Source organism: Dyella nitratireducens, assembly GCF_014642835.1.
Taxonomy (GTDB): domain Bacteria; phylum Pseudomonadota; class Gammaproteobacteria; order Xanthomonadales; family Rhodanobacteraceae; genus Dyella_B; species Dyella_B nitratireducens.
In genome coordinates this window covers 138,970-160,461 of the sequence record NZ_BMJA01000006.1, presented here as the reverse complement: position 1 = coordinate 160,461, position 21,492 = coordinate 138,970, and the positions used below count along the sequence as shown (strand labels likewise).

The window sequence follows — 21,492 nt, the reverse complement described above, 5'->3', positions numbered from 1 at the left end:
CTTTTGCCGCCGCATGGCTGATCCATGCCAGTGTCAAGGAGACTTTTATGAGCAAGCGTACCTTTGGTTTGACTGCCGCTGTGTTGCTGTGTGCCGGCGCCCTGACGGGCCTTCCCGTCACGTCGGCCCAGGCGGGCGAAGCGCCGGTGAAATGCCATTTGACCTACAGCCTCTCCGGGTGGTCGGCGATCTATCAGCATGCCGAGGGACGTGGCGACATCCGATGCGATAACGGCCAGAGCGCTGCGGTCAGCATCAACATGCACGGTGGCGGATTGACGGCAGGCAAATTCCACGTCAGCGGTCATGGCGATATCAGCAACGTCTACGGCATCAAGGATGTCTATGGCAGTTATGCGCAAGCCGGCGCTTCCGCGGGTGTGGTGCGCAGCGGTACGGCCCAGGTGCTGACCAAGGGCACGACCTCGATCGCGCTGTCGGGTACGGGCGAGGGTGTCAATCTCGGTTTGGCCGTCGACAAGTTCGACATCGAACCGCTGCATCGCTAAACGGTAACTTTGATCGACACACGAAAGGCGCCGCAAGGCGCCTTTCGCTTAGGTACGCGGCGCGTATACTCCGTCCCTACCGTTGTTGTGGGGACTGCGTCTATGCGTCGTTGGTTGACCTTGCTTGCGATGATCGGCCTGCTGGGCCTGCCTGCAATGCCAGCGCTTGCCGGCACCGGTCCACAAGGCAATCCGCAAGTCGGGCAGGTGGCACCAGCGTTCCGCTTGCAGGATCAGAACGGCCATTGGCGTAGCCCCGCCGATTACCATGGGCATTGGCTGGTGGTGTACTTCTACCCGAAGGATTTCACGCCCGGCTGCACGACCGAGGTGTGCACCTTTCGCGACGAGATCCTCAAGCTGCGCCAAGCTGGTGCGGACGTGGTCGGCGTGAGCCTGGACAACGTAAAATCGCACGCCGAATTTGCCACGAAATACCACGTACCGTTTCCGCTGCTGTCCGACGCCAACCGACAGGTCGCCATTCAATATGGTGTACTCACGTCGGCAGTCGGTTTGCATTTTGCCAAGCGCACGACGTTCCTGATCGACCCCAACGGCAAGATCACCAGGATCTACCGCGATGTCGATCCAAAGGAAAACGCTGGGCAAGTGCTGAGCGATCTCGCCACACTGAAGAAGGCCACGGCCTGATGTTGATCTCCCGCTTCGATACGGACCTGCGCAAAAAGAAGTTCGGTTTTGCGTGGTGGCGCATGCTGACCTGGATCATGTTGCTGGTAGCTGGCTTTCTCGGCTCGCAATACGTTCGCCACGCCCAGCAGGTATGGGCAGCACTGCAGGGCCTGCCCGCAGGCGAGGCAGAAAATGCGGCGAAATTGCATGACATGTTGACCTGGGACCTGGGTTATCTCGCTGCTGTGTTCGTGGTGGTCATCGCCACCGCAGGATGCATCCTGCGCCAGGGATGGGCGCGGTCAGTGTTGCGTGTCGTGGCGTTGGTGCTGTGCGTATGGCTTGCCTATCGCGGGGTATTGCTGTGGCATCAATGGAGCGCGCTGGAGCAAGTGCGTGATAGCGTCGTCCAACAGCAGTTGGAGGGATTCAAACGTCCGCTGCTGATTGCGCTAGGGTTGCAGGCCGTCTCGGTGCCGGCACTGCTGTGGCTGGCGTGGCAGCTCGGGCAACCAGCCGTGCGCCTGCAGTTCCGGTCGCGTCCTGGCTGATTCAGCCGCAGTTATCCCGTTGCGCTTTATCGCTGTCGGGCCTTGCCCGATGGAGATCCTTGCCATGTGTTTCAACCGCCTGCTCGTCGTCGGGATGCTCGTGCTCACTGCCGGCAGTCTGCATGCGCAGGACCTGTCCCAGGTATGCCACGCCACCAGCAGCTACGACCTTACCTTGCAGCAGGGGCAGTTGATCTTCGATCGCGCCCAGCCGGCGCCGACACGCGTGGTGGTTGGCTCGGGCACGCTGCAGACGGACGGACAAAACGTGCCGCTCAACGCCGAGGATCAGGATCGCCTTGCCCTATTTCAGCGCGAATTGCTTGCCTTGGTACCGCGGGTAAAAGTCGTCATCCATCGCGGCGTGGACGTGGCGGTGCAAACGGTGCAGCAGGAAGCGGACAGCCTCAATCTAGACGCTGGAACGCAGGCCGAACTGCAACGCCGCCTGGCTACCGATGCTGCCAATCTGCATCAACGCGTGGCTGCCAGCCAGAGTACGCATGACTGGCATGGCGATGCTGCCAACCAATACGCCAACCAGATCGCCGGTGACATCGCGCCTTTGATCGCATCCGCGATGGGACAGCAGGCCCTCAGCGCGGCAATGAGCGGCGACCTGCAGCAGGCTGCGGCCTTGCGGGATCAGGCCTCCGATCTCACTACCGGATTCCAGGCTCGCCTGCAGCAGCGACTGCAGGTGTTGCGCCCCGACATCCAGGCGCTCTGCCCCGATATTCAGCGCCTGGCGGCATTGCAGCAGGGCATTCGCGCAAGCCATGGACGTCCGCTTAATTTGCTGCAAATCGAGCAGTGAAACGCCAGCTGAGTGAAGGCCTGATATGACAGACGGATTTATCCGCCGCTAAGTGCTTGTCCTGCAACATGGCGACGGTTCCAGATTCACGTTCAGACAGGAGGCGACCCGGTGTCGCTAGCGATTCAACATCTGTGCAATGGCCTGATCCGCCGCAGTATTGAGCTGCGTGCGCTGTATCGCCATGCTGCGACACAGGTGAGCGAGCCTGGGCTGCGCACCGTACTGGATGAAGAAGCGCAGTCACTGAGTCTGGTAATCGCTGAACTGCAGGAACAAATCCGCAGCCATGAAGGCATCCCCGCCACCCGTCGGCGCATGTTCGGTGCCGTGCGCCACCGCTTCGACGCTTTGATGCCGCGCAGCGATGATGCCTGGATCCGCCTGCTCGCGCGCCATGAGCAAAGCCTGCTGCGTTCGTTCGAACGGGTAATCGCGCGCGCTGAGGTGGTCGACAAAGACATGAAAGCGGAACTTCATCGCCAATTGCCACGCCTGCATTCCATCGATCTGGATATGCACAGCCTGGCCAAGGCTGTAGGCCTTGGCCACTGAACCCTATGCCGACCCCGCCGAGCGAGGCGTTGGCGGTACTCGCCTTCTGGTTCGATGCGGCGCATCACGACGCATGGTTTAAATCCAATCGGGTATTCGACACGGCCATCCGCACCCGTTTTGCCGGTACGGTGCAGCGAGCAATGCACGACGAACTCAAGCATTGGGCAGGTACACCACAGGGTTGGCTGGCGCTGCTGATCGTGCTGGATCAATTTCCCCGTAATCTTCATCGCCACGACGCTCGCGCGTGCGCGCAGGATCTTCATGCACAGCGGCTGGCGCTGTGGGGTATCGAGGAAGGTTTCGACCGCCAGTTGCCGCCTATCCAGCGCGTCTTTGCCTACATGCCGCTCGAACATGCCGAAGACATCACGCTTCAGCAGCGTTGCGTCACTCTCTTCGAAGCGCTATGCCAGAGTCTGCCTGCGGAGCAGCGTGAGCATTACACCGGTTTTCTCGATTATGCTCGCCGGCACGCCGCGGTCATTGCACGCTTCGGCCGTTTCCCGCATCGCAACGCATGGCTTGGCCGTGTGAGTACGCCGGAAGAGCAGGCTTATCTGGCTAAGCCCGGCGCCGGATTTTAATGACGAGTTACCGCCACGGAGTGGCGACCACACGACAGGGAGCAGGTCATGCGCTGTTATCTTTTTCTTGCCTTGCTGATCACCAGCTTCAGCGCGCACGCATTGCAAAGCATTCGAGTTGGCAGCCAGGTATTGGTGGTGGGTGATAGCGCTGCGCGCGTCAAGGGGTTGCTGGGAGAACCTTCCGTGCACTCGAAAGCATCCAACCCAGGCAAGAGCAAGAAGGGCAAAACCAAGGCGAAATCATCTGGCCATAGCGAAGGCAAGTCGGCCAGCGTCAAGGATAAGGGCGAGAAGTGGCAATACCAGCGCGAAGGGCGCATCACCACGTTTACCATCGTTGGCGGAAAGATCGCGCATATCGAGGATGTGGCGCGCTAGGACAGTCGTAGGTTGGGGTGCGGACCCCAACATCGCGATGTGTGGGAATGACGACGTTGGGGTTTGCACCCCAACCTACGAATCGCGCAATGTCTTCAACAACGCCGTGGCTTCCCAGCGTACGTACGACTGCTCCGCTTCCCGTATCAGCGCCACGATGCGCGCATTCATCGGCGCACGCATGCCCTTTGATTTCGCGAGCACGACGATCTCGCCATTGATGTAATCCACCTCTGTACGGCGACCTGCCTGCAAATCGTCCCACATCGAAGAGCGTGCCAGCGGATCGATCGCCAGCATGCGCGAAGCAAGGCGATGGAATACTGCGTTCGGCAATGACAATACCCGTGGCAACCAGCGGGCGGGCAGGGCGGTGAGTTGGGCGGGACGAATGCCTGCGGCTTTCACCACTTGCAAACCCTCGCGCTGCAGTAATGCCAAGCATTGCCGCCATGCATGCTGAGCAAGCTCTTCGCGCAATGGCAAGCCGCTCAGTGCATTCAAGGGATTGTTGAGATTGATCAGCAGTTTCGCCCACAGCACCGCCTGCATGTCGTCGCGCTGTTGCAACGTGAGACCGCTCGCGCCAAAAGCGGCAAGCAGTGATGGCGGCAGCGCCGACGAACGTTCCACCATCAAGGTGCCGGACGATCCTTGATGGAAGTGCGCGGGTTGCGGCTGCGTGACGTTGAACGGGACCATGCCCGTGAGTACACGGCAGTCAGGCAATGCCGCGCGCAAGTCTGCCGTATTGTGCACGCCATTCTGAAAGCTGATCACCAAAGTGCCCGGCGTCAGCACATCGGCCAATTCGTGTGCCGCCTCCATGGTCGCCGCCGACTTCACGGTGACCAGCACCACATCGGCATCCCGCGCAGCATCCGGTTGCGTGGCAACGTTGAGCGCCGCAACAGGTACGTGGCGACGATAACCATTCAAATCGCTGGTCGTCAGCCCATGTTGATTCAAGCTGGCTGCGACATGAGGGCGTGCGATCAAGCGCACATGTGCACGTGCATGCAACCGACCACCCAAATAGTTGCCGATCATGCCGGCACCGTAGATGGCAATGCGCGGCGTCGCTGTCATGCAACGGCAGCCGCGACAGCGCGTCCGGCTACGCGTCCCGAGAATAGACAGCCGCCGAGAAAGCTGCCTTCCAGTGCGCGATACCCATGCAGGCCACCGCCGCCGAAGCCGGCGGCTTCGCCGGCCGCATAAAGGCCGCGCAGCGGCTGGCCATCGTGTCCTAGCACGCGAGCGTCCAGATCGGTTTCCAGGCCACCCAAGGTCTTGCGTGTAAGCAGGTGCAAGCGCACTGCAATCAGCGGGCCGTTGGCCGGATCGAGCATGCGATGCGGTTTTGCTACGCGTACCAGGCGATCGCCGCGATAGCGGCGTGCGTTATGGATGGCCATGATCTGGCTGTCTTTCGCGAACGGATTGTCGAACTGCCGATCGCGTGCTTCGATCTGTTCGCGCAGTTGTGCCACGTCCAGCAACTGGCTGCCGGCAAGTTCATTCATGCCGATGACCAGATCATCCAGCTTGTCGCGCACGATGAAATCACGGCCGTGTCGTTTGAACGCTTCCACTGGCGCGGGCGCCTGCTTGCCGACGGCGCGCTTGGCAACTTGCCGCCAGCTTTTGCCGGTGAGATCGGGATTCTGTTCGGAACCGGATAGCGCGAATTCGCGGCGGATGATCTGCTGGTCGAGAATGAACCAGCTGTAGTCGAAGCCGGTGCGACGCAGATGTTCGAGTGTGCCCATGGTGTCGAAACCTGGCCACAACGGAGCTGGCAGTCGATTGCCGCGTGCGTCGAACCACAGCGAGGACGGGCCGGGCAGGATACGTATTGCGTGCATCGGCCAGATCGGATTCCAGTTCTCGATGCCTTCCACGTAATGCCACATGCGGTCGCGGTTGATGAGCCGCGCACCAGCCGTTTCGCTAATGCCCAGCATGCGTCCATCGACATGTGCGGGTACGCCGCACAACATGTGCCGTGGCGGCGGTCCCAATCGTTCCGGCCAGTTCTTGCGCACCAGTTCGTGATTACCGCCGATACCGCCGGAGGCGACGATCACGGCTTGCGCGCGGAACTCGAAATCGCCAATGACTTCACGCGAACTCGGCTTGCCGCGCGCGATGCTGTCATCCGCCAGTCGTGCGCCGTGCACACCCACCACGTTGCCGTTTTCTACGATCAGCTCATCGACGCGGTGACGAAAGGCAAAGCTCAGCAAACCTTTTGCCTGTGCTTCGCGCGCACGCCGCACGAACGGTTCCACCACACCCGGTCCGGTGCCCCAGGTGACATGGAAGCGCGGCACTGAATTGCCATGACCGATCGCGCCATAGCCACCGCGTTCGGCCCAACCCACCACGGGAAACCAGCGCATGCCCATGCCGTGCAGCCACGTGCGTTTTTCGCCCGCGGCAAAATCGACATACGCCTCGGCCCACTTGCGCGGCCAGTGATCTTCTGGGCGATCGAAGGCAGCAGTGCCCATCCAGTCCGCCAACGCCAGCGCGTGCGAATCGCGCACGCCCATCCGTCGCTGTTCCGGCGAATCCACGAAGAACAGCCCACCGAACGACCAGAACGCCTGTCCGCCCAGGCTCTGCTCAGGTTCCTGCTCGATGACCACCACGCGCCGGCCGGCATCGGTCAGCTCCGTCGCCGCGACCAGTCCGGAGAGACCGGCTCCGACGATGATGACATCGGTGGATTGCATAGACAGGCCCCTGACCACCATCCAAGGCCCCAACTTATCGTGCGCTTGCGCGTTTGCCTATGTGCGCTGCGCCAATCGTCATGGTCGAGGCGCATGACCGATGGCATGGAATGACGTACGGCCCATGCTGCGCATCCACCTGGCGTTAAACCCTATACGCATAGGGACGCATCCAAGCGTGCAACAGCCGCGTCGGTTGGCATCCTGGGAGGGATTCTCATGCGCCGTCACTTGCTTTCGTTCATCACATTGCTGACGTTCGCCACGCCTGGCGGTGCGCAGGCGACGGACAGCCATACGCATCACTTGTCATGTTCTTACACCAGCGACTACGACATGCAAGTCACAACGCGCGGCATCGACTTTACGCGCAGCAGCGGTCATCCCGTTGAGGTCTTCATACACGAGGGCACGTTGCGCGTGGACGGCCAAACCATGGCGGTGTCCGACGCGGATGCTGCACGCCTGCGCGAATACGAACACGAAGTGCGCGACCTGCTGCCGGCGGTTGCAGCCATTGCCCGCGATGGCGTGGATATTGGCTATTCCGCGCTGACCACCGTGGTTGCCACGCTTGCCGATAACGGCGATGAGCGTACGCGACTGCTGCACGACTTGCGCGATCGGCATGATGAAGCCATGCGCCATATCGATGGAACGCTCGGGCAGGGCAGGTGGCATGCCGGCGACGAGGAAGCATTTTTTGGAGATGACCTCCAAAGGACGGTCACTCATCTGGTGGGCAACGTCACCGGCGACGTCGTGAAGGATGCGCTTAGCGGCGACCCGAACCGGCTTGCTTCGCTCGAGGCGCGCACCGACGCCCTGGATGCCACGATCGATAAAGCGGTCAATGGACCCGCCGAAAAACTCGGCCAACGCGCCGAAGCCCTGTGCCCCAAGCTGGGCCATTTACAGCAATTGCAGCAGCAGTTTCAGTTCCGCCTGCCGAGCGGCGAGCGCCTGCAACTGATCGATTCGAACATGGACCGTACCGACAAGGCGAGTTACGCCCAACGCTAGCCATCCTCCGGCTAGTGAACCATCCCCCAGCCGTGCTTCCCTGCACGGGACAGTCACACGCCCGGTTCCCCACCGGGCTTTTTTTTACCTATTGCAGTGCGTATCCATCAACGAGCTGCCATGCACAAGCCGGAGGCGACTGCTAGGCTTTGCAGCGATCTGCCAAGGATTGCCCCATGTTTGAGCACCTTCTAAGCGTTTCACGCGACGATCTGCTTGCGTTCTTCACCCGGCACGGCCCAGCGCTGCTCGGCGCGATGCTGGTGTTGCTGATTGGCAACTGGTTCGCCAGACGGCTGGCAAATTTCCTGCAGCGGGCAATGAATCGCGCGGCGATCGACCCCACGCTCAGCGGCTTCATGCGCAACCTGCTGTATGGCGTGCTGATCGCCGTCTTGATCGTGATCGCCCTGCAGACGGCAGGCGTACCCAGTGCTCCGCTGCTGGCGGCATTGGGCGCCGGTGGCCTGGCGATCGGCCTGGCCTTGCAAGGGTCGCTGAGCAATCTGGCCTGGGGCGTACTGCTGATCGTGTTCCGTCCGTTCCGGGTCGGCGACTACATCCAGGCCGGTGGTGCCGAGGGTACGGTCGAAGGCATCAACCTGATGCATACCCAGCTGGTGCTGGCGGACAACCGCGAGGCCGTCGTACCCAACGCCAAGATCGGCGCTGACGCCATCATCAACTTCAGCCGGCGTGGCACACGCCGCTTCGAGCTGCGTGTGGGTATCGGCTATCACGAGGACATCGGCAAGGCGTTGGCGATCGTGCAGCGTTTGTTCGCGGCCGATCCTCGCATCCTCAAAAGTCCCGCCCCTACCGCCTGGACCGAAAGCCTGGCGGACAGTGCCGTGCATCTGCTGTTGCGCGCCCACACCAGCACCGATGATTTCTGGCCTGCCCAAACCGATTTATTACGCGCCGTGAAGGAAGGCTTTGAGGCCGAAAACATCAGCATTCCCTTTCCGCAGCGGGAGATTCATATCATCAGCGGCCAGCTGCCTATTAAATAGGATAAATGCGCCGCATACGTATGCGCATGGGTGGTTTAGGCGCATTCGGCATGTCCTGAATGGGGTGCCGGTTGCTATGATGAACGTCTTGCGGCCACCTCCGCCTTCCCCCGCGTGGCTGCTTCGTTCCCGCAGGAGAAATCATGGCCGACCTTAAAGAAGCCCGCGTCCCGGATATCGGCGGTCACAGCGATGTGCCCGTGATCGAGGTGATGATCAAGCCCGGCGACACGGTAGAGAAAGATCAAAGCCTCATCACCCTGGAGTCGGACAAGGCCACGATGGAAGTGCCCGCACCCTTCGCCGGCGTGGTCAAGGAAGTGAAACTGAAGGTGGGTGACGAGGTGTCCGAAGGCGCCCTGATCGCCATCATCGAAGCCAGTGGCGCCGCGTCGCCGGCTCCCGCCAAGGCAGACGAGCCGGCCGCCAAGGCACCGGCGCCGGCCCCAGCACCCGCTCCGGCACCTGCTGCCCCTCAAGTGAAAGAAGAACCCGCACCGCTCGGCGGTCGCAGCGTGCTGCCCGGCAATGCGCCGGAGGGCGACGTGGCACCGCAGGCCCGTCCGCCGTTCGATGCCAAGCTGGTCATGCCAGGCGACGCCCCGTACGCCACGCCGGCCATCCGCGCCTTCGCGCGTGAGCTGGGCGTGGACATCCGCCAGGTGAAGGGCAGCGGCCGTAGCGGCCGTATCGTGCGCGAAGACATCGCCTCTTACGTCAAGCACGCGCTGGCTTCCGGTGCACGCCCAGTGGAGGGTGGCACGGTGGCCGCCGGTGGTGGGCTCAACCTTCTGCCTTGGCCGAAGGTCGACTTTGCCAAGTTCGGTGAAGTGGAAGAGAAGCCGCTCACCCGCATCCAGAAGATTTCGGGCCAGAACCTCGCCCGCAACTGGGCGATGATCCCGCACGTCACCCAGCACGAAGACGCCGACATCACCGAACTGGAAGCGTTCCGCAAGAAACTCGGCGAAGAAAACAAGGATCTGAAGATCACCCCGCTGGTGTTCCAGATCAAGGCGGTGGTCGCGGCGCTGAAGAAATTCCCGCAACTCAACGCCTCGCTGGATGCGAGCGGCGAGAAACTCATCCTCAAGAAGTACTTCCACATCGGCATCGCGGTGGACACGCCCGATGGCCTGGTGGTGCCGGTGATCCGCGATTGCGACAAGAAGGGCCTGCTGGATCTGGCGACCGAACTTGGCGAGATATCCAAGAAGGCGCGCGACAAGAAGCTCGGCCCGAACGACATGTCCGGCGGCTGTTTCTCGATCTCCTCGCTCGGCGGCATCGGCGGCACGGCGTTCACGCCGATCGTCAACGCGCCGGAAGTGGCGATCCTGGGTGTATCCAAAGCGCAAACCAAGCCGGTGTGGAACGGCAAGGAATTTGCGCCGCGCCTGATCCTGCCGCTGTCGCTCAGCTACGACCATCGCGTGATCGACGGCGCCGTGGCCGCGCGCTTCGCGTCTTTCCTCGCCACCCAGCTCGGCGACATCCGCCGCTTGCTGCTCTGACGCGAGGAGAACACTGATCATGGCCAATACGATTGAATTGAAAGTCCCCGACATCGGCGGTCACGAAGGCGTGCCGGTGATCGAGGTGATGGTGAAAGCCGGCGACAGCGTGACGAAGGAGCAAAGCCTCATCACGTTGGAGTCGGACAAGGCGACGATGGAGATTCCATCCAGTGCTTCCGGCGTCATCAAGGAGATGAAGCTGAAGCTGGGTGATGAGGTGTCCGAAGGCACTGTCATTGCCATCCTCGAGGTGGCGAGTGCCGAAGCGGAAGCGCCGAAGGCTGCCGCGCCAGCTCCCGCTCCCGCCGCTGCGCCGGCTCCTGCGCCTGCTGCTCCCGCACCGGCCAAGCCCGCGGCCGCACCAGCGCCGCAAGCTGCTGGCGCTACCGGTCGCAAGGCGGACATCGAATGCAAACTCGTCGTCCTCGGCTCCGGCCCCGGCGGCTACACCGCCGCGTTCCGCGCCGCAGACCTGGGCGTCGATACCGTGCTGGTGGAACGTTATGCCAAGCTCGGCGGCGTTTGCCTCAATGTTGGTTGCATTCCTTCCAAGGCATTGCTGCATGCCGCAGCCGTGATCGACGAAGCGGAAGCCATGGCTGCGCACGGCGTGACCTTTGGCAAGCCCAAGCTCGACCTCGACAAGCTGCGCAGCTTCAAGGACAAGGTGGTCGGCCAACTCACCGGTGGCCTCGCCGGCATGGCCAAGCAGCGCAAGGTACGCACCGTGCAGGGCGTCGGCACCTTCGTATCGCCGAATGAAATGGAAATCGACACGGCCGAAGGCAAGAAACTGCTGCGCTTCGAATACGCCATCATCGCCGCCGGCTCGCAAGCGGTGCGTCTGCCCGCGTTCCCGTGGGACGACGATCGCATCATGGATTCCACCGGCGCGTTGGAACTGAAGGATGTTCCCGGCAAGTTGCTCGTGGTCGGCGGCGGCATCATCGGCCTGGAAATGGCCACGGTGTATGCCGCGCTCGGCAGCGAAGTGACCGTGGTTGAATTCATGGATCAGATCATCCCCGGTTCGGATACCGACCTGATCAAGCCGCTCGCCAAGCGCTTGAACGGCAAGCTCAAGGGCGTGCACCTCAAGACCAAGGTGGTGGAAGCGAAAGCCACCAAGAAGGGGATCGAGGTCAGCTACGAAGGCGAGAGCATTCCGGAAACCACCGTGTTCGACCGCGTGCTGGTGGCGGTGGGCCGCTCGGCGAACGGCAACAAGATTGGTGCGGACAAGGCCGGCGTGGCCGTGACCGAGCGCGGCTTTATCAACGTCGACACGCAGATGCGCACCAACGTGCCGCACATCTTCGCCATCGGCGACCTGGTCGGCCAGCCGATGCTCGCGCACAAGGCCACGCACGAGGCGAAGGTTGCGGCGGAAGTCGTTGCTGGCCAGAAGAGCCATTTCGATGCACGCGTCATTCCGTCGGTGGCCTACACCGATCCGGAAATCGCATGGGTCGGCGTCACCGAGCGCGAAGCGAAGGAAAAGGGCTTGAAGATCGGTGTCGGCAAATTCCCATGGGTGGCCAGCGGCCGTGCCATCGGTATCGATCGCACCGAAGGTTTCACCAAGCTGCTGTTCGATGAGGAAACCCATCGTGTGGTCGGTGGCGCCATCATCGGTCCGCACGCCGGTGATCTCATTTCGGAAATCGCACTGGCCATCGAGATGGGTGCTGAAGCCGCGGATATCGGTTTGACCATCCATCCGCATCCGACGTTGAGCGAATCAGTGGGTATGGCGGCCGAGGTTTACGAAGGCACCATTACCGATTTGTACATGCCGAAGAAGAAGTAAGGCATATTGATCATGGAGTAGCAAAAGGCCCGGATTCTCCGGGCCTTTTTGTTTGCGGATGTTCGGCTCAAACGGCGCCTGGCTTGGCGGTCAACGCATCGTTGAGCTGCTTTTCGAGTATCTTGAGACTGTTCACCGTTTGCTGTTGCAGAGCCGTCATCTGGCTGACGGTGTGCAAAAATTCGCGCGGCTGTACATCACCTGTTCGCAGATCGGCGATCACGTCGCTCAGATTGGTGCTGCTTGTCAACAGCGTTGCGTTTTCAGCCATGGTGGCAAGGGCATCACGCTGACTGGCATAGGCAGCGGAATATCGTTGCATGCGCTCCGGGTCGATCCAACTGGCTGATTGGTTGGCCACTGCGACATCCCATGCTTCGTGACGCAAGGCCGGGAAGGTCATGTTCAAATCGAATTTGTCATTGACCTGGGCAAGTATGTGCTGCTTGATGACCTCATCCGGCAGGTGCGATTTGAAATCCTGCGCCACGCTCGCGCGGATCTTGTCGAGCCGCTCCAGTTGCTTGGTGTCGTTCTGCAGGTCGGATTCCACCGCCAACAGATTGGAGTGGACCTCAGCCTCGATCTGGCGGCTGCCAAACTCGGCTGCGTGAATGTGATGCGTGCGTTCAATCCACGCCTCCAGCCCCAGTGCAGTGAGAATGCTGAGCACGATCATCAAATAATGCTTCAGGAAGTCCTTTAGCGACTTCAACGGTACGTGGGGCAACTCAAGGTGCATGGCAGGCAACCCTAGGATTGAAGGATATCCAAGCGTAACCAGTCTGGATGCTACGCGGAAAGCGCCAAAAGTATGTAGGTTGGGGTGCAAACCCTGAGATATCCCCACGTTTTTTGCGTTGTCCAAGCGGAAAAGTTGGAGTTCAGGTCACTGTTGTTTCAGAGCGAACCGTCATTCCGGCGAAGGCCGGAATCCATGCTTCGCACTGGCGATGGATTCCGGCCTTCGCCGGAATGACGACTGGCTTCGAAACAAACTTCATGTAAACCCAGGACTTCTCAGGCATAACGGGCAAAAAACGCGGGGATATCTCAGGGTGCAAACCCCAACATCGCGATGTGTGGGAATGACGACGTTGGGGTTGGCACCCCAACCTACGCGCTGTTCACCATGACGAAAATCCCGGTACATACTGAAACTTCAGCGACTCATAGTAGGTGAGCGATCGTTGCGGCGGCGCGTAACCCGGTGGTAATGGCAGGCCGGAAATGCTCTGAAAGTAGGCAATGCAGGCATCCCGCCACCATTGCGCTTCCTTTTCCTGGACAGCAAGAAAAGCAGCTACTTGGCGATAGCGTTCCGCATCGATATGGCCATCCAAATGCTGCCATGTTTCTTGCATTTGCTTCACGTCTTCCACACCCTGCGTGTAATGCGCCACCAGTTCATGCCACAGCGTCTGGCCGGAACGCATGCGGTAATCCCAGGGTACGTGATGGAAATACAGCAGGTATTGCTCTGGTGTTTGCTTCACATCGTTGAACTGCGCCGCAAGCGCTGGCGCGTATTGCGCCACGGCATCGCTACCCGTACTGGTGCGATCGAAGCCGATGCCTTGGTGATCCGCGCGGTGATAATAGACCGGCCGCCAATCCGCTTCTGACTCGCTGGCATCCCACGGTGCGGGGCCGTAATGATGGCCAGGTCCCATCAGATGCACCAGGCCAAGCGGCGTCATGTAATCCACCGTGGCTTCGCGCGAACCCATCATCATGTCGACGACGGGTTTGACGAAGGCCTGGTCGTTGGTGAAGGTCATGCGCACCCAGTCTTCGGCGATGGAGCGTGACGATTGCATGGGGTTCCAGGCGAGTCGGCCGAACACGTACCAATTGGCCTGATTGAAATCCGAACCGCACCAGTTGCGGTCGGTGCCGATATTCGCGTCACCAGCCATCCCCGTCAGCGGATGGCCTTCGAGCGAACCGTCGATCACCTTCGCCACGGTGGAGCCGTTGCCGCGCGCCATCGTATCGGCCGACAGTACTTCTTCGAACAACGGCCCGAGATAGACCAGATGCGTGGCGAAGCCGAGGTATTCCTTGGTGATTTCGAATTCCATCATCAGCGGCGTTTTCGGCATGGCACCGAACAGCGGATGAAAGGGTTCCCGCGGCTGGAAATCGATGGGGCCGTTCTTCACCTGTACCAACACGTTGGCGTGAAAGCGGCCATCGAGCGGCTTGAATTCGTCATACGCCTGCTTGGCACGATCTTCCGGATTTTTCTGCGAATAAACGAATGCGCGCCACATCACCACGCCACCATGCGGTGCGAGTGCGTCGGCAAGCATATTGGCACCATCGGCATGCGTGCGATGGTAATCCTCAGGACCGGGCTGGCCTTCGGAATTGGCCTTCACCAGAAAGCCGCCGAAATCCGGAATGAGCTTGTAGATCTCATCTGCTTTGGCATGCCACCACGCTTGCACCTGCGGATCGAGTGGATCAGCAGTCTTCAATCCACCAATCTCGATGGGCGCGCTGAAGCGGATGCTCAGATAAACCCGGATGCCATAGGGTCGAAATACATCCGCCAGCGCAGCCACCTTTTGAAGATATGCCGGGGTAAGGATGATGGCGCCCGCGTTGACGTTGTTGAGCACCGTGCCGTTGATGCCGATCGAAGCATTGGCGCGCGCATAATCGGTATAGCGCGGTGCGCGCCAGTCCGGCAGCTTCCACCAATCCCAGATCGACGCACCCGCATAGCCGCGCTCGACCTGACCGTTCAGGTAATCCCAGTGATCGAGTACGCGCAGCTTCAAGCGCGGGGTTTCGCGCAGATCGAGATGTTCGATGGGCTGTGCGGTTTGCAGCAGGCGCAGAAAGTGGAAGGCCCCGTACAGCGCACCGACATCCGTTTGGGCGACGATGGCTGTTGCAGCATGCCCGTTCACCATGACGCTGCGAATCAAGTAGCCATCACTACCAAGATTTTGGGTATTCAGGTGCAGGCTACCGATCAATGCCGATGAGCCGGGTGTACCGACGACGATTGCGCCATCGTGAGTGATGTGATCAGACAACGACACGGTGTGCCCGAGCAACCCACTGAGCCCACGCTGCAATTCGCTGCGGGTCACGTCCTGCGTAGACGTGGCAGCACCGGCAATCAACTCGGTAGCTTGATGGTTGTAGAGGGTCACCTGCGCGGGTGGCAGCGGGTGATAGCGCAACCATAGTTCGTAGCCATCTTCGGCACGTGACGGCGATGCGCACGAGATCATCGCCAGCATCAAGGTGACTATCGCCCATGCACGCATGCGTGACCTCATGGAATGTCCTCGAACAGATCGGTTTGCGCCATGACATTGTCCTGATCCACGAAGCCGGACAAGCCTACGCCTACCAGTCGATAGCGACTGTCGGCGGAGCGTTCGACCCGCTCGCGCAAAGCACAAGCCAGGTCGGCAAGCTCGGTGGCTGAGCGCGGCCGCACAGAGGGTGTAAGGCTGCGGGTGAGGGTATGAAAGTCGGATGTTTTGAGCTTTAGCACGATGGTGCGCGCGATGCGTCCGCGTTGCACTTCACGCATGTGCCCAGCCCAGGTCTTTTCTGCAAGCTGGCGGATATGCGGTTCGAGTTCGTCGAGGGTAAGGTCGTGCTCGAAGGTATCCTCCGACGACACTTGCATGGTGAGCTGATTCGGTTGCACCGGGTGGTCGTCGATGCCTAATGAAAGCTCATGCAATCGCCGGCCCCAGCGGCCAAAGCGCTGTTCGAGCTCCTCGGCTTGTAGCGCCCGCAATTCACTGACTGTGGCGATGCCTAGTGCCGTGAGCTTCGCTTCCATCACCTTGCCCACACCGGGCAGGCGATTCACGGGTAGCGGCGCAAGAAAGCCCATGACCTGATGCGGGCGAATCACGAACAGGCCATCTGGCTTGTTCCAGTCCGAGGCGATTTTTGCCAGGAATTTGTTCGGCGCGACGCCAGCCGAGGCGGTGAGATGAGTCTCTTCGCGGATCGCGGCGCGAATTGCCTCAGCCGTCGCCGTGGCGGAGGGCAGGCCAGTCTTGGTGGCGGTGACGTCGAGGTAGGCTTCGTCTAGCGACAGCGGTTCGATCAGGTCGGTATGGCGCGCAAAGATCTCCCGCACCTGGCGTGAGACGGCTTTGTAGCGCACGAAATCCGGCGGCACAAAGATCGCCTGCGGACAAAGCCGCTCGGCCCGCACCGCCGGCATGGCCGAACGCACGCCGAACTTGCGTGCTTCGTAACTTGCCGCGCACACCACCGAACGCGCGCCGCGCCAGGCCACCACCACTGGTTTGCCGCGCAGTGAGGGATCGTCACGCTGCTCCACGGATGCGTAGAAAGCATCCATGTCGACGTGAATGATCTTGCGTGACGCGTTGGGCACGATGTGCGCGGGTTGTGGGGTCAGAGGGATTCTAGTACGTGCGGCTTCCTGGTCTCTGCACTGAAGACAGAGTGATGCTCTCGATACTTGCCGTGATGCGCACCCTCCCCTGCTTGCAGGGGAGAGAGCTGATCATGGCAAACGACAAGCCTCAGCACGTAAGTGTTTGCAATCGTTCCAACAGCAACCGCGCAAACCGCTCCGCAGCATCCGGCCTCTCCGCCAGAAACAGCGATGGTTCGATCACTTCCAGTTCCATCATCAGGAACTGGCCATCCACCGCCACGCCATCCACGCGCGCATAGATCGGCGCCTGATGGCCTAGTGCGGCAACCGCCGCCAAGGTTCTGCTTCCGGCGGCAACCATGGCGTCATCCGGTGTCGCCGGCTTGATGATGCCGCCGTGCTGTTCCTGCACGCGATAGTCACCGGAGGTTGGGCGTTTTAGCACGGCATGGCTATAGGCGCCGCCGAAATACAATAGCGACCATTCGCCATGACTCGCGACCTCGGGCACGAATGGCTGCACGAGATAGTCCAGTTGTTTCGGCAATCGCGCGAGTGCCTGTTCAAAATCCACCGTGCCAACTTTGCCGCGCACGGTATGCCACGCGCCACCGCTCACCGTAGGCTTGGTCACCACATCCTGATCGGCCATGGACGTCAGCACTGCGTGCAACGCGTCGCCATGCGCCACACGGGTTGGAATGATCGGAACACCTTGTCGTTCGAGATCCAGCAGATAACGCTTGTCGCCATTCCAGCGCAGCATCTTCGTGTCGTTGATGACCGTGACGCCAAGCCGATCCAGCGTATGTGTCCAAGCAAGGAATGCGGCGTAGTGCTCGAAGTAATCCCAGATGGTGCGTATCAATACGGCATCAAAAGCCGTCCAATCCACATCAGGATCGTTCCAGACGCAAACGGTGGGTTCTATGCCAAGTAGCTCGAGCACGGCGACGAGGTAGACGTCATCCATATGGATGGATGAAAACTCCCGGGACGAAGCAATGGCAAGTCGATATTGCGGAGAAGACATGAGGACACCTCGACATCATTGAGGTGGGCGCCCTTGAACAGGGTTGGGTCGGCGGCCCGAGCGTGGCGGACTGGCGTCCGTCGCAGCACCCCTCGGGGCCGATGCGCCAGCGTAGCGGGTCATGGCGCGTGACGTGGCGAGTATCCGGGACCTTCTTTTGAAGTGTCAACGTGACTTAGGTCATTGCATCGTCCGGGATCGGCTGCCGGTCGGTCGCATAGGGCAAAGGTCACCGGACATCCGGTGCCATCTCAGGTTAATGTCGGCATCTATGACCGACGAAACCTCCTCATCCTCTTCCTATCTGCGTCGCCTCGGTATGTGGAGCGGCGCCGCCATCGTGGTCGGTGGCGTGATCGGCAGCGGCATCTTCCGCACGCCAGCGACCGTTGCCGAGCGCACCGGATCCGGCTTGCCATTACTCGCGCTATGGGTATTGGGCGGCCTGCTCACGCTGGCCGGTGTGCTGTGCTACGCCGAATTGGGTGCGCGGCGTCCGCAGGCCGGCGGCATCTATCTCTATTTGCGCGAAGCTTTCGGTGCACTACCGGCGTTTCTGTTCGGCTGGACCATGGCGCTGATCAACTATCCCGGTAGCGTCGCAGCCGTGGCTGTGACGTTTGCCGATTACTTCTGCCGCGCCACAAGCTTGCCTGCCCCATGGGTGAAGCCGGTTGCGGCGGGTGCGATCTTTTTCATCGTCGGGGTCAATCTGTTCGGCGTTCGCGCCGGTGCTTGGCTGGTGAACGTGTTTACGCTGCTGAAACTGGCGGCGATCAGCATGCTGCTGGTGGTTGGCCTGGTACTGGCGCATGGGCACTTTGGCGGCGTACTGGCCGTGGATACGACGGTGCACGTATCCGCAGGCGCATGGATCGGCGCGGTATTGCCGGTGCTGTTTACTTACGGCGGTTTCCACTATTTGAACGACATGGCGGGCGAGGTGCGCGATCCGCAGCGTACCTTGCCGCGCGCACTCACCCTGGGTCTGGTCGGTGTGGTGGTTTGCTACGTGCTGGCGAACATCGCCTACCTCGTGGGCCTGGGCCATGCAGGCTTGGCCGCCAGCAAGGCGCCGGCGGCGGATCTGATGAGCAGCATCTTCGGGCCGCGCGGCGCCACCATCATGGCCATTGGCATCGCGTGCTCCACCTTCGGCTATTGCAGCATCGCCATTGCTGGTGGCGCGCGCGTGCTGCAGACCATGGGTGCGGATGGCATGTTCTTCCGCTCGGTGGGGCAAATCGACGCACGTTGGCGTGCACCGCAAGTTGCGTTGGGCGTGCTGGGCCTCTGGGCCATCGTGCTGATCGTCACGGGTACCTTCGATTCATTGGTCAACTACACCACCGTCGGCGAATGGCTGGGCCATGCCTTCGGCATCGCCACCTTGTTCTGGTACCGCCGACAGTTCGGTGCACAGAGTTCGCCTTATCGCGTGCCGCTTTATCCCGTGTTGCCATTCGTGTTCGTGGCGACGGTGCTGGGTGTGATCGCTGCGACGGTGATCAGCACACCGCGTGATGCCGGCATGAGTTTGGTGATCATCGTGCTGGGTGTGCCGGTGTATGCGTTGTGGCGCTGGTGGAGCCGGCAGCGCGCGAATGCGTAGGTTGGGGTGCAAACCCCAACATCGGGTGCTAAAGATACGGCAATGTTGGGGTTTGCACCCCAACCTACGATTATCATCCTAGCCTCATCGCGGACGTACCAGGAATGACGAATGAAATTCATCGTGCCATGCGCTGGACTGGTGCTGGGACTGTTGTCGTTCCGTAGCACTGCTGCAGATGTTGCAGATCTGGCGGCGTCATCCATGCCGGCAAATATCCAATTGCAACAAGTGCAACGCACCAGCCAGGTCGAACGCGATGCGCATGGCACGCCTTTACAGCGTTACGCGTTTCAACCGGTCGGTCAGCCGCAGATCGTCATCACACCTGCAGCTGGCGTGTCGAATTGGAACGGGCAGGGCACGCTGCAAATCCAGGTGCAGAACGCGATGCCGTGGGCGGTGACGCTGGATGTGACGATCGATGGCACCGCGGGTCAGCGCTTGCATGCTCAGATCGGTCTGCCCGCCGGACCGGCACAAACGCTGATCATTCCTTTGCATGCCACGTCGTCGCGCGCATTCGGCATGCAGGTAGGGCCACCGATGCCGTTCGATGATCATGGGCATACCGTTTTCGTTGCCGGGATCGTGGAGGGAGCGATCGATCTCGCACAGGTGCACGACATTCGCCTTGGCATGCCGGCACCGCAGGCGGTGCAGGAGTTGCTGCTGGGCAAGCTGGAAACAAGTAGGGGTGATTCAGCCGTGCAGGACGCTTATCGCGGCATCGTCGATCAATGGGGCCAATACACGCGCGGCCATTGGCCGGAAAAGATCGACAGCGATGCTGCTTTGCGCAGCGCACACGCTGAAGAGCAGAAGCGCTTGCAAACCCAGTTGACCGAACGTCAGGGTTTGGATGCGTACGGTGGCCGCGAGGACATTCCGCTGACACGCACCGGCTGGTTTCATACGCAAAAAGCGAATGGCCGCTGGTGGCTCGTTACGCCTGACGGACATGCGTTCTTCTCGCTGGGCCTCAACACGGTGACATCCCATGACACGCGCACTTATGTGCAAGGGCGCGAATCGATGTTCGTGAATCTGCCGCCGGATCAATCACTATGGAGCGCGTTCTATGGGAGCAGCGACACGCGTGATGCCGAACGCGCTGCGAGTGCGGGTCTCGGTGCCAATCACGGACGCTGGTTCGATTTCTACGAGGCGAATCTCTATCGCGTGGATGGTGCCGATTGGCTGGCCGCGTGGCGTAAGCGCACGCTAGATCGTTTGCAAGCGTGGGGTTTCAACACCATCGGCAATTGGAGCGATAAGGCGCTGACCGAGCAACATCGCCTGGCTTACACCTTGTCGATCTCCATCCATGGCCCGTTCGGCAACGTTTCCAGTGGCTATGATTATTGGGGGCGTATGCCCGACCCCTTCGATCCGCGCTTTGCGCAAGCGGTCGAACAATCGGTGGCACAAGACACTGCCGCATCGGGTGATGATCCCTGGTTGCTCGGTTACTACGCCGACAACGAACTGGCGTGGGCAGGGCAGGGACCGCAGGGGCGTTGGGGCTTGGCGATGGGCACGTTGCACGGTAAAGCGCAAAGTGCGGCCAAGCAGGCGTTCATCGCCATGCTGAAGAAGAAATATGGCGCGGCATCGAAGTTGGCCGCCGCATGGGGCATTGCGCTCGGTGATTGGTCAGCGCTGGATGTAGCGAATTTCCCCGCGCCGGAACCGAATGCAGCTTATCCAGCCATTGCTGACGATTACAGCGCCTGGTTGCGACGCTATGCCGATCAATATTTCGGCCTCGTCGCGGCAGCGATCCACCGCCACGACCCGCATCATCTTTTCCTGGGTGGACGCTTTGCGGTGAATACGCCGGAAGCGGTGGCATCGTGCGCGAAGTATTGCGATGTGATTAGCTTCAACATCTATGCGGATCTGCCGCAGCACGGTGTCGATCTCGATGCCATACATAAGCTCGACAAGCCGATGATGATCACCGAGTTTCATTTTGGCTCGGGTGATCGTGGTCCGTTCGGCAAAGGTGTCGTATCAGTGTGGACCGAAGATCAGCGCGGTGCGGCTTATGCGCGCTATGTGCAGGCGGCGGCGAGCGATCCGGCAATCGTTGGAACGCACTGGTTCGAGTACGTCGATGAACCGGTTACGGGGCGGTTGCTTGATGGGGAGAACAGTCATACCGGGTTGGTGGGGATTACCGATATTCCGTTTAATGGATTCATTGATGCTGTGCGGAAAACGAATCTGAGTTTGCGCCATTGAGGCGCGTTGCTTGTTTGTACGAAATGCTTAGATATACCTCACCGTCATTCCGGCGAAAGCCGGA

General features: G+C 60.7%; 19 protein-coding genes and 1 riboswitch. Of the genes, 13 read left to right on the top strand and 6 right to left on the bottom strand.

What is annotated here, in order from left to right; all coding sequences use genetic code 11:
• The first annotated feature begins 47 nt into the window (after window positions 1-47).
• The 7 genes from IEX75_RS22545 (at window position 48) to IEX75_RS22515 (ending at window position 4,039) form a co-directional block, all read left to right on the top strand.
• Window positions 48-509, top strand: a complete 462-nt coding sequence (locus IEX75_RS22545) for a hypothetical protein (RefSeq protein WP_188798006.1) — start codon at window positions 48-50, stop codon at window positions 507-509.
• Window positions 510-611: 102 nt separating this feature from the next.
• Window positions 612-1,163, top strand: a complete 552-nt coding sequence (locus tag IEX75_RS22540; protein ID WP_188798004.1) for a peroxiredoxin — start codon at window positions 612-614, stop codon at window positions 1,161-1,163.
• On the top strand, window positions 1,163-1,696 hold the full coding sequence (locus IEX75_RS22535) for a hypothetical protein (protein ID WP_188798002.1): 534 nt from the start codon (window positions 1,163-1,165) through the stop codon (window positions 1,694-1,696). Before IEX75_RS22540 ends, IEX75_RS22535 begins: the two co-directional genes overlap by 1 nt.
• A gap of 64 nt (window positions 1,697-1,760) precedes the next feature.
• Window positions 1,761-2,513 (top strand): DUF2884 family protein, encoded by a 753-nt coding sequence (locus IEX75_RS22530; protein WP_188798000.1) that lies wholly within the window; start codon window positions 1,761-1,763, stop codon window positions 2,511-2,513.
• 111 nt (window positions 2,514-2,624) lie between these two features.
• A complete protein-coding gene (locus IEX75_RS22525) occupies window positions 2,625-3,068 on the top strand; it encodes a DUF2383 domain-containing protein (protein WP_188797998.1) in 444 nt (147 codons plus the stop codon).
• Window positions 3,069-3,073: 5 nt separating this feature from the next.
• Window positions 3,074-3,658: a DUF924 family protein gene (locus tag IEX75_RS22520; protein WP_188797996.1), complete on the top strand. Its 585-nt coding sequence runs from the start codon at window positions 3,074-3,076 to the stop codon at window positions 3,656-3,658.
• A 48-nt stretch (window positions 3,659-3,706) separates the two neighbouring features.
• The gene (locus IEX75_RS22515; protein WP_188797994.1) at window positions 3,707-4,039 is read left to right on the top strand and encodes a hypothetical protein; all 333 of its coding nucleotides are present in this window, start codon (window positions 3,707-3,709) and stop codon (window positions 4,037-4,039) included.
• Window positions 4,040-4,114: 75 nt separating this feature from the next.
• On the opposite strand, the gene IEX75_RS22510 is transcribed toward IEX75_RS22515, so the two are convergent.
• The gene (locus IEX75_RS22510; protein ID WP_188797992.1) at window positions 4,115-5,128 is read right to left on the bottom strand and encodes a 2-dehydropantoate 2-reductase; all 1,014 of its coding nucleotides are present in this window, start codon (window positions 5,126-5,128) and stop codon (window positions 4,115-4,117) included.
• The gene (locus IEX75_RS22505) at window positions 5,125-6,780 is read right to left on the bottom strand and encodes an FAD-binding dehydrogenase (protein ID WP_188797990.1); all 1,656 of its coding nucleotides are present in this window, start codon (window positions 6,778-6,780) and stop codon (window positions 5,125-5,127) included. Before IEX75_RS22505 ends, IEX75_RS22510 begins: the two co-directional genes overlap by 4 nt.
• Before the next feature lie 219 nt (window positions 6,781-6,999).
• On the opposite strand from IEX75_RS22505, the gene IEX75_RS22500 reads away from it, so the two are divergent.
• The 4 genes from IEX75_RS22500 (at window position 7,000) to lpdA (ending at window position 12,143) form a co-directional block, all read left to right on the top strand.
• On the top strand, window positions 7,000-7,803 hold the full coding sequence (locus tag IEX75_RS22500) for a DUF2884 family protein (RefSeq protein ID WP_188797988.1): 804 nt from the start codon (window positions 7,000-7,002) through the stop codon (window positions 7,801-7,803).
• Window positions 7,804-7,979: 176 nt separating this feature from the next.
• A complete protein-coding gene (locus tag IEX75_RS22495; protein ID WP_188797985.1) occupies window positions 7,980-8,816 on the top strand; it encodes a mechanosensitive ion channel family protein in 837 nt (278 codons plus the stop codon).
• Window positions 8,817-8,959: 143 nt separating this feature from the next.
• The gene (gene aceF / locus IEX75_RS22490; RefSeq protein WP_188797983.1) at window positions 8,960-10,330 is read left to right on the top strand and encodes a dihydrolipoyllysine-residue acetyltransferase; all 1,371 of its coding nucleotides are present in this window, start codon (window positions 8,960-8,962) and stop codon (window positions 10,328-10,330) included.
• A 19-nt stretch (window positions 10,331-10,349) separates the two neighbouring features.
• Entirely contained in the window at window positions 10,350-12,143 is a 1,794-nt protein-coding gene (gene lpdA, locus IEX75_RS22485) for a dihydrolipoyl dehydrogenase (protein WP_188797981.1), read from the top strand.
• Window positions 12,144-12,210: 67 nt separating this feature from the next.
• Here the strand turns inward: lpdA and IEX75_RS22480 are convergent, their stop codons facing one another.
• The 4 genes from IEX75_RS22480 to IEX75_RS22465 form a co-directional block, all read right to left on the bottom strand.
• A complete protein-coding gene (locus tag IEX75_RS22480) occupies window positions 12,211-12,885 on the bottom strand; it encodes a hypothetical protein (RefSeq protein ID WP_188797979.1) in 675 nt (224 codons plus the stop codon).
• A 385-nt stretch (window positions 12,886-13,270) separates the two neighbouring features.
• A complete protein-coding gene (locus IEX75_RS22475) occupies window positions 13,271-15,442 on the bottom strand; it encodes an alpha-glucuronidase family glycosyl hydrolase (protein WP_229721035.1) in 2,172 nt (723 codons plus the stop codon).
• A complete protein-coding gene (dinB, locus tag IEX75_RS22470) occupies window positions 15,439-16,530 on the bottom strand; it encodes a DNA polymerase IV (protein WP_188797977.1) in 1,092 nt (363 codons plus the stop codon). The genes IEX75_RS22475 and dinB overlap by 4 nt, the downstream gene beginning before the upstream one ends.
• Window positions 16,531-16,681: 151 nt before the next feature.
• On the bottom strand, window positions 16,682-17,569 hold the full coding sequence (locus tag IEX75_RS22465) for an ATP-grasp domain-containing protein (RefSeq protein WP_188797975.1): 888 nt from the start codon (window positions 17,567-17,569) through the stop codon (window positions 16,682-16,684).
• Between the two features lie 18 nt (window positions 17,570-17,587).
• Window positions 17,588-17,669: riboswitch (S-adenosyl-L-homocysteine riboswitch) on the bottom strand.
• A 171-nt stretch (window positions 17,670-17,840) separates the two neighbouring features.
• On the opposite strand from IEX75_RS22465, the gene IEX75_RS22460 reads away from it, so the two are divergent.
• Together IEX75_RS22460 and IEX75_RS22455 are read left to right on the top strand one after the other, a co-directional pair.
• Window positions 17,841-19,181, top strand: a complete 1,341-nt coding sequence (locus tag IEX75_RS22460; RefSeq protein WP_188797973.1) for an amino acid permease — start codon at window positions 17,841-17,843, stop codon at window positions 19,179-19,181.
• Window positions 19,182-19,292: 111 nt separating this feature from the next.
• Window positions 19,293-21,428, top strand: a complete 2,136-nt coding sequence (locus IEX75_RS22455) for a beta-agarase (protein WP_188797971.1) — start codon at window positions 19,293-19,295, stop codon at window positions 21,426-21,428.
• Window positions 21,429-21,492 lie beyond the last annotated feature (64 nt).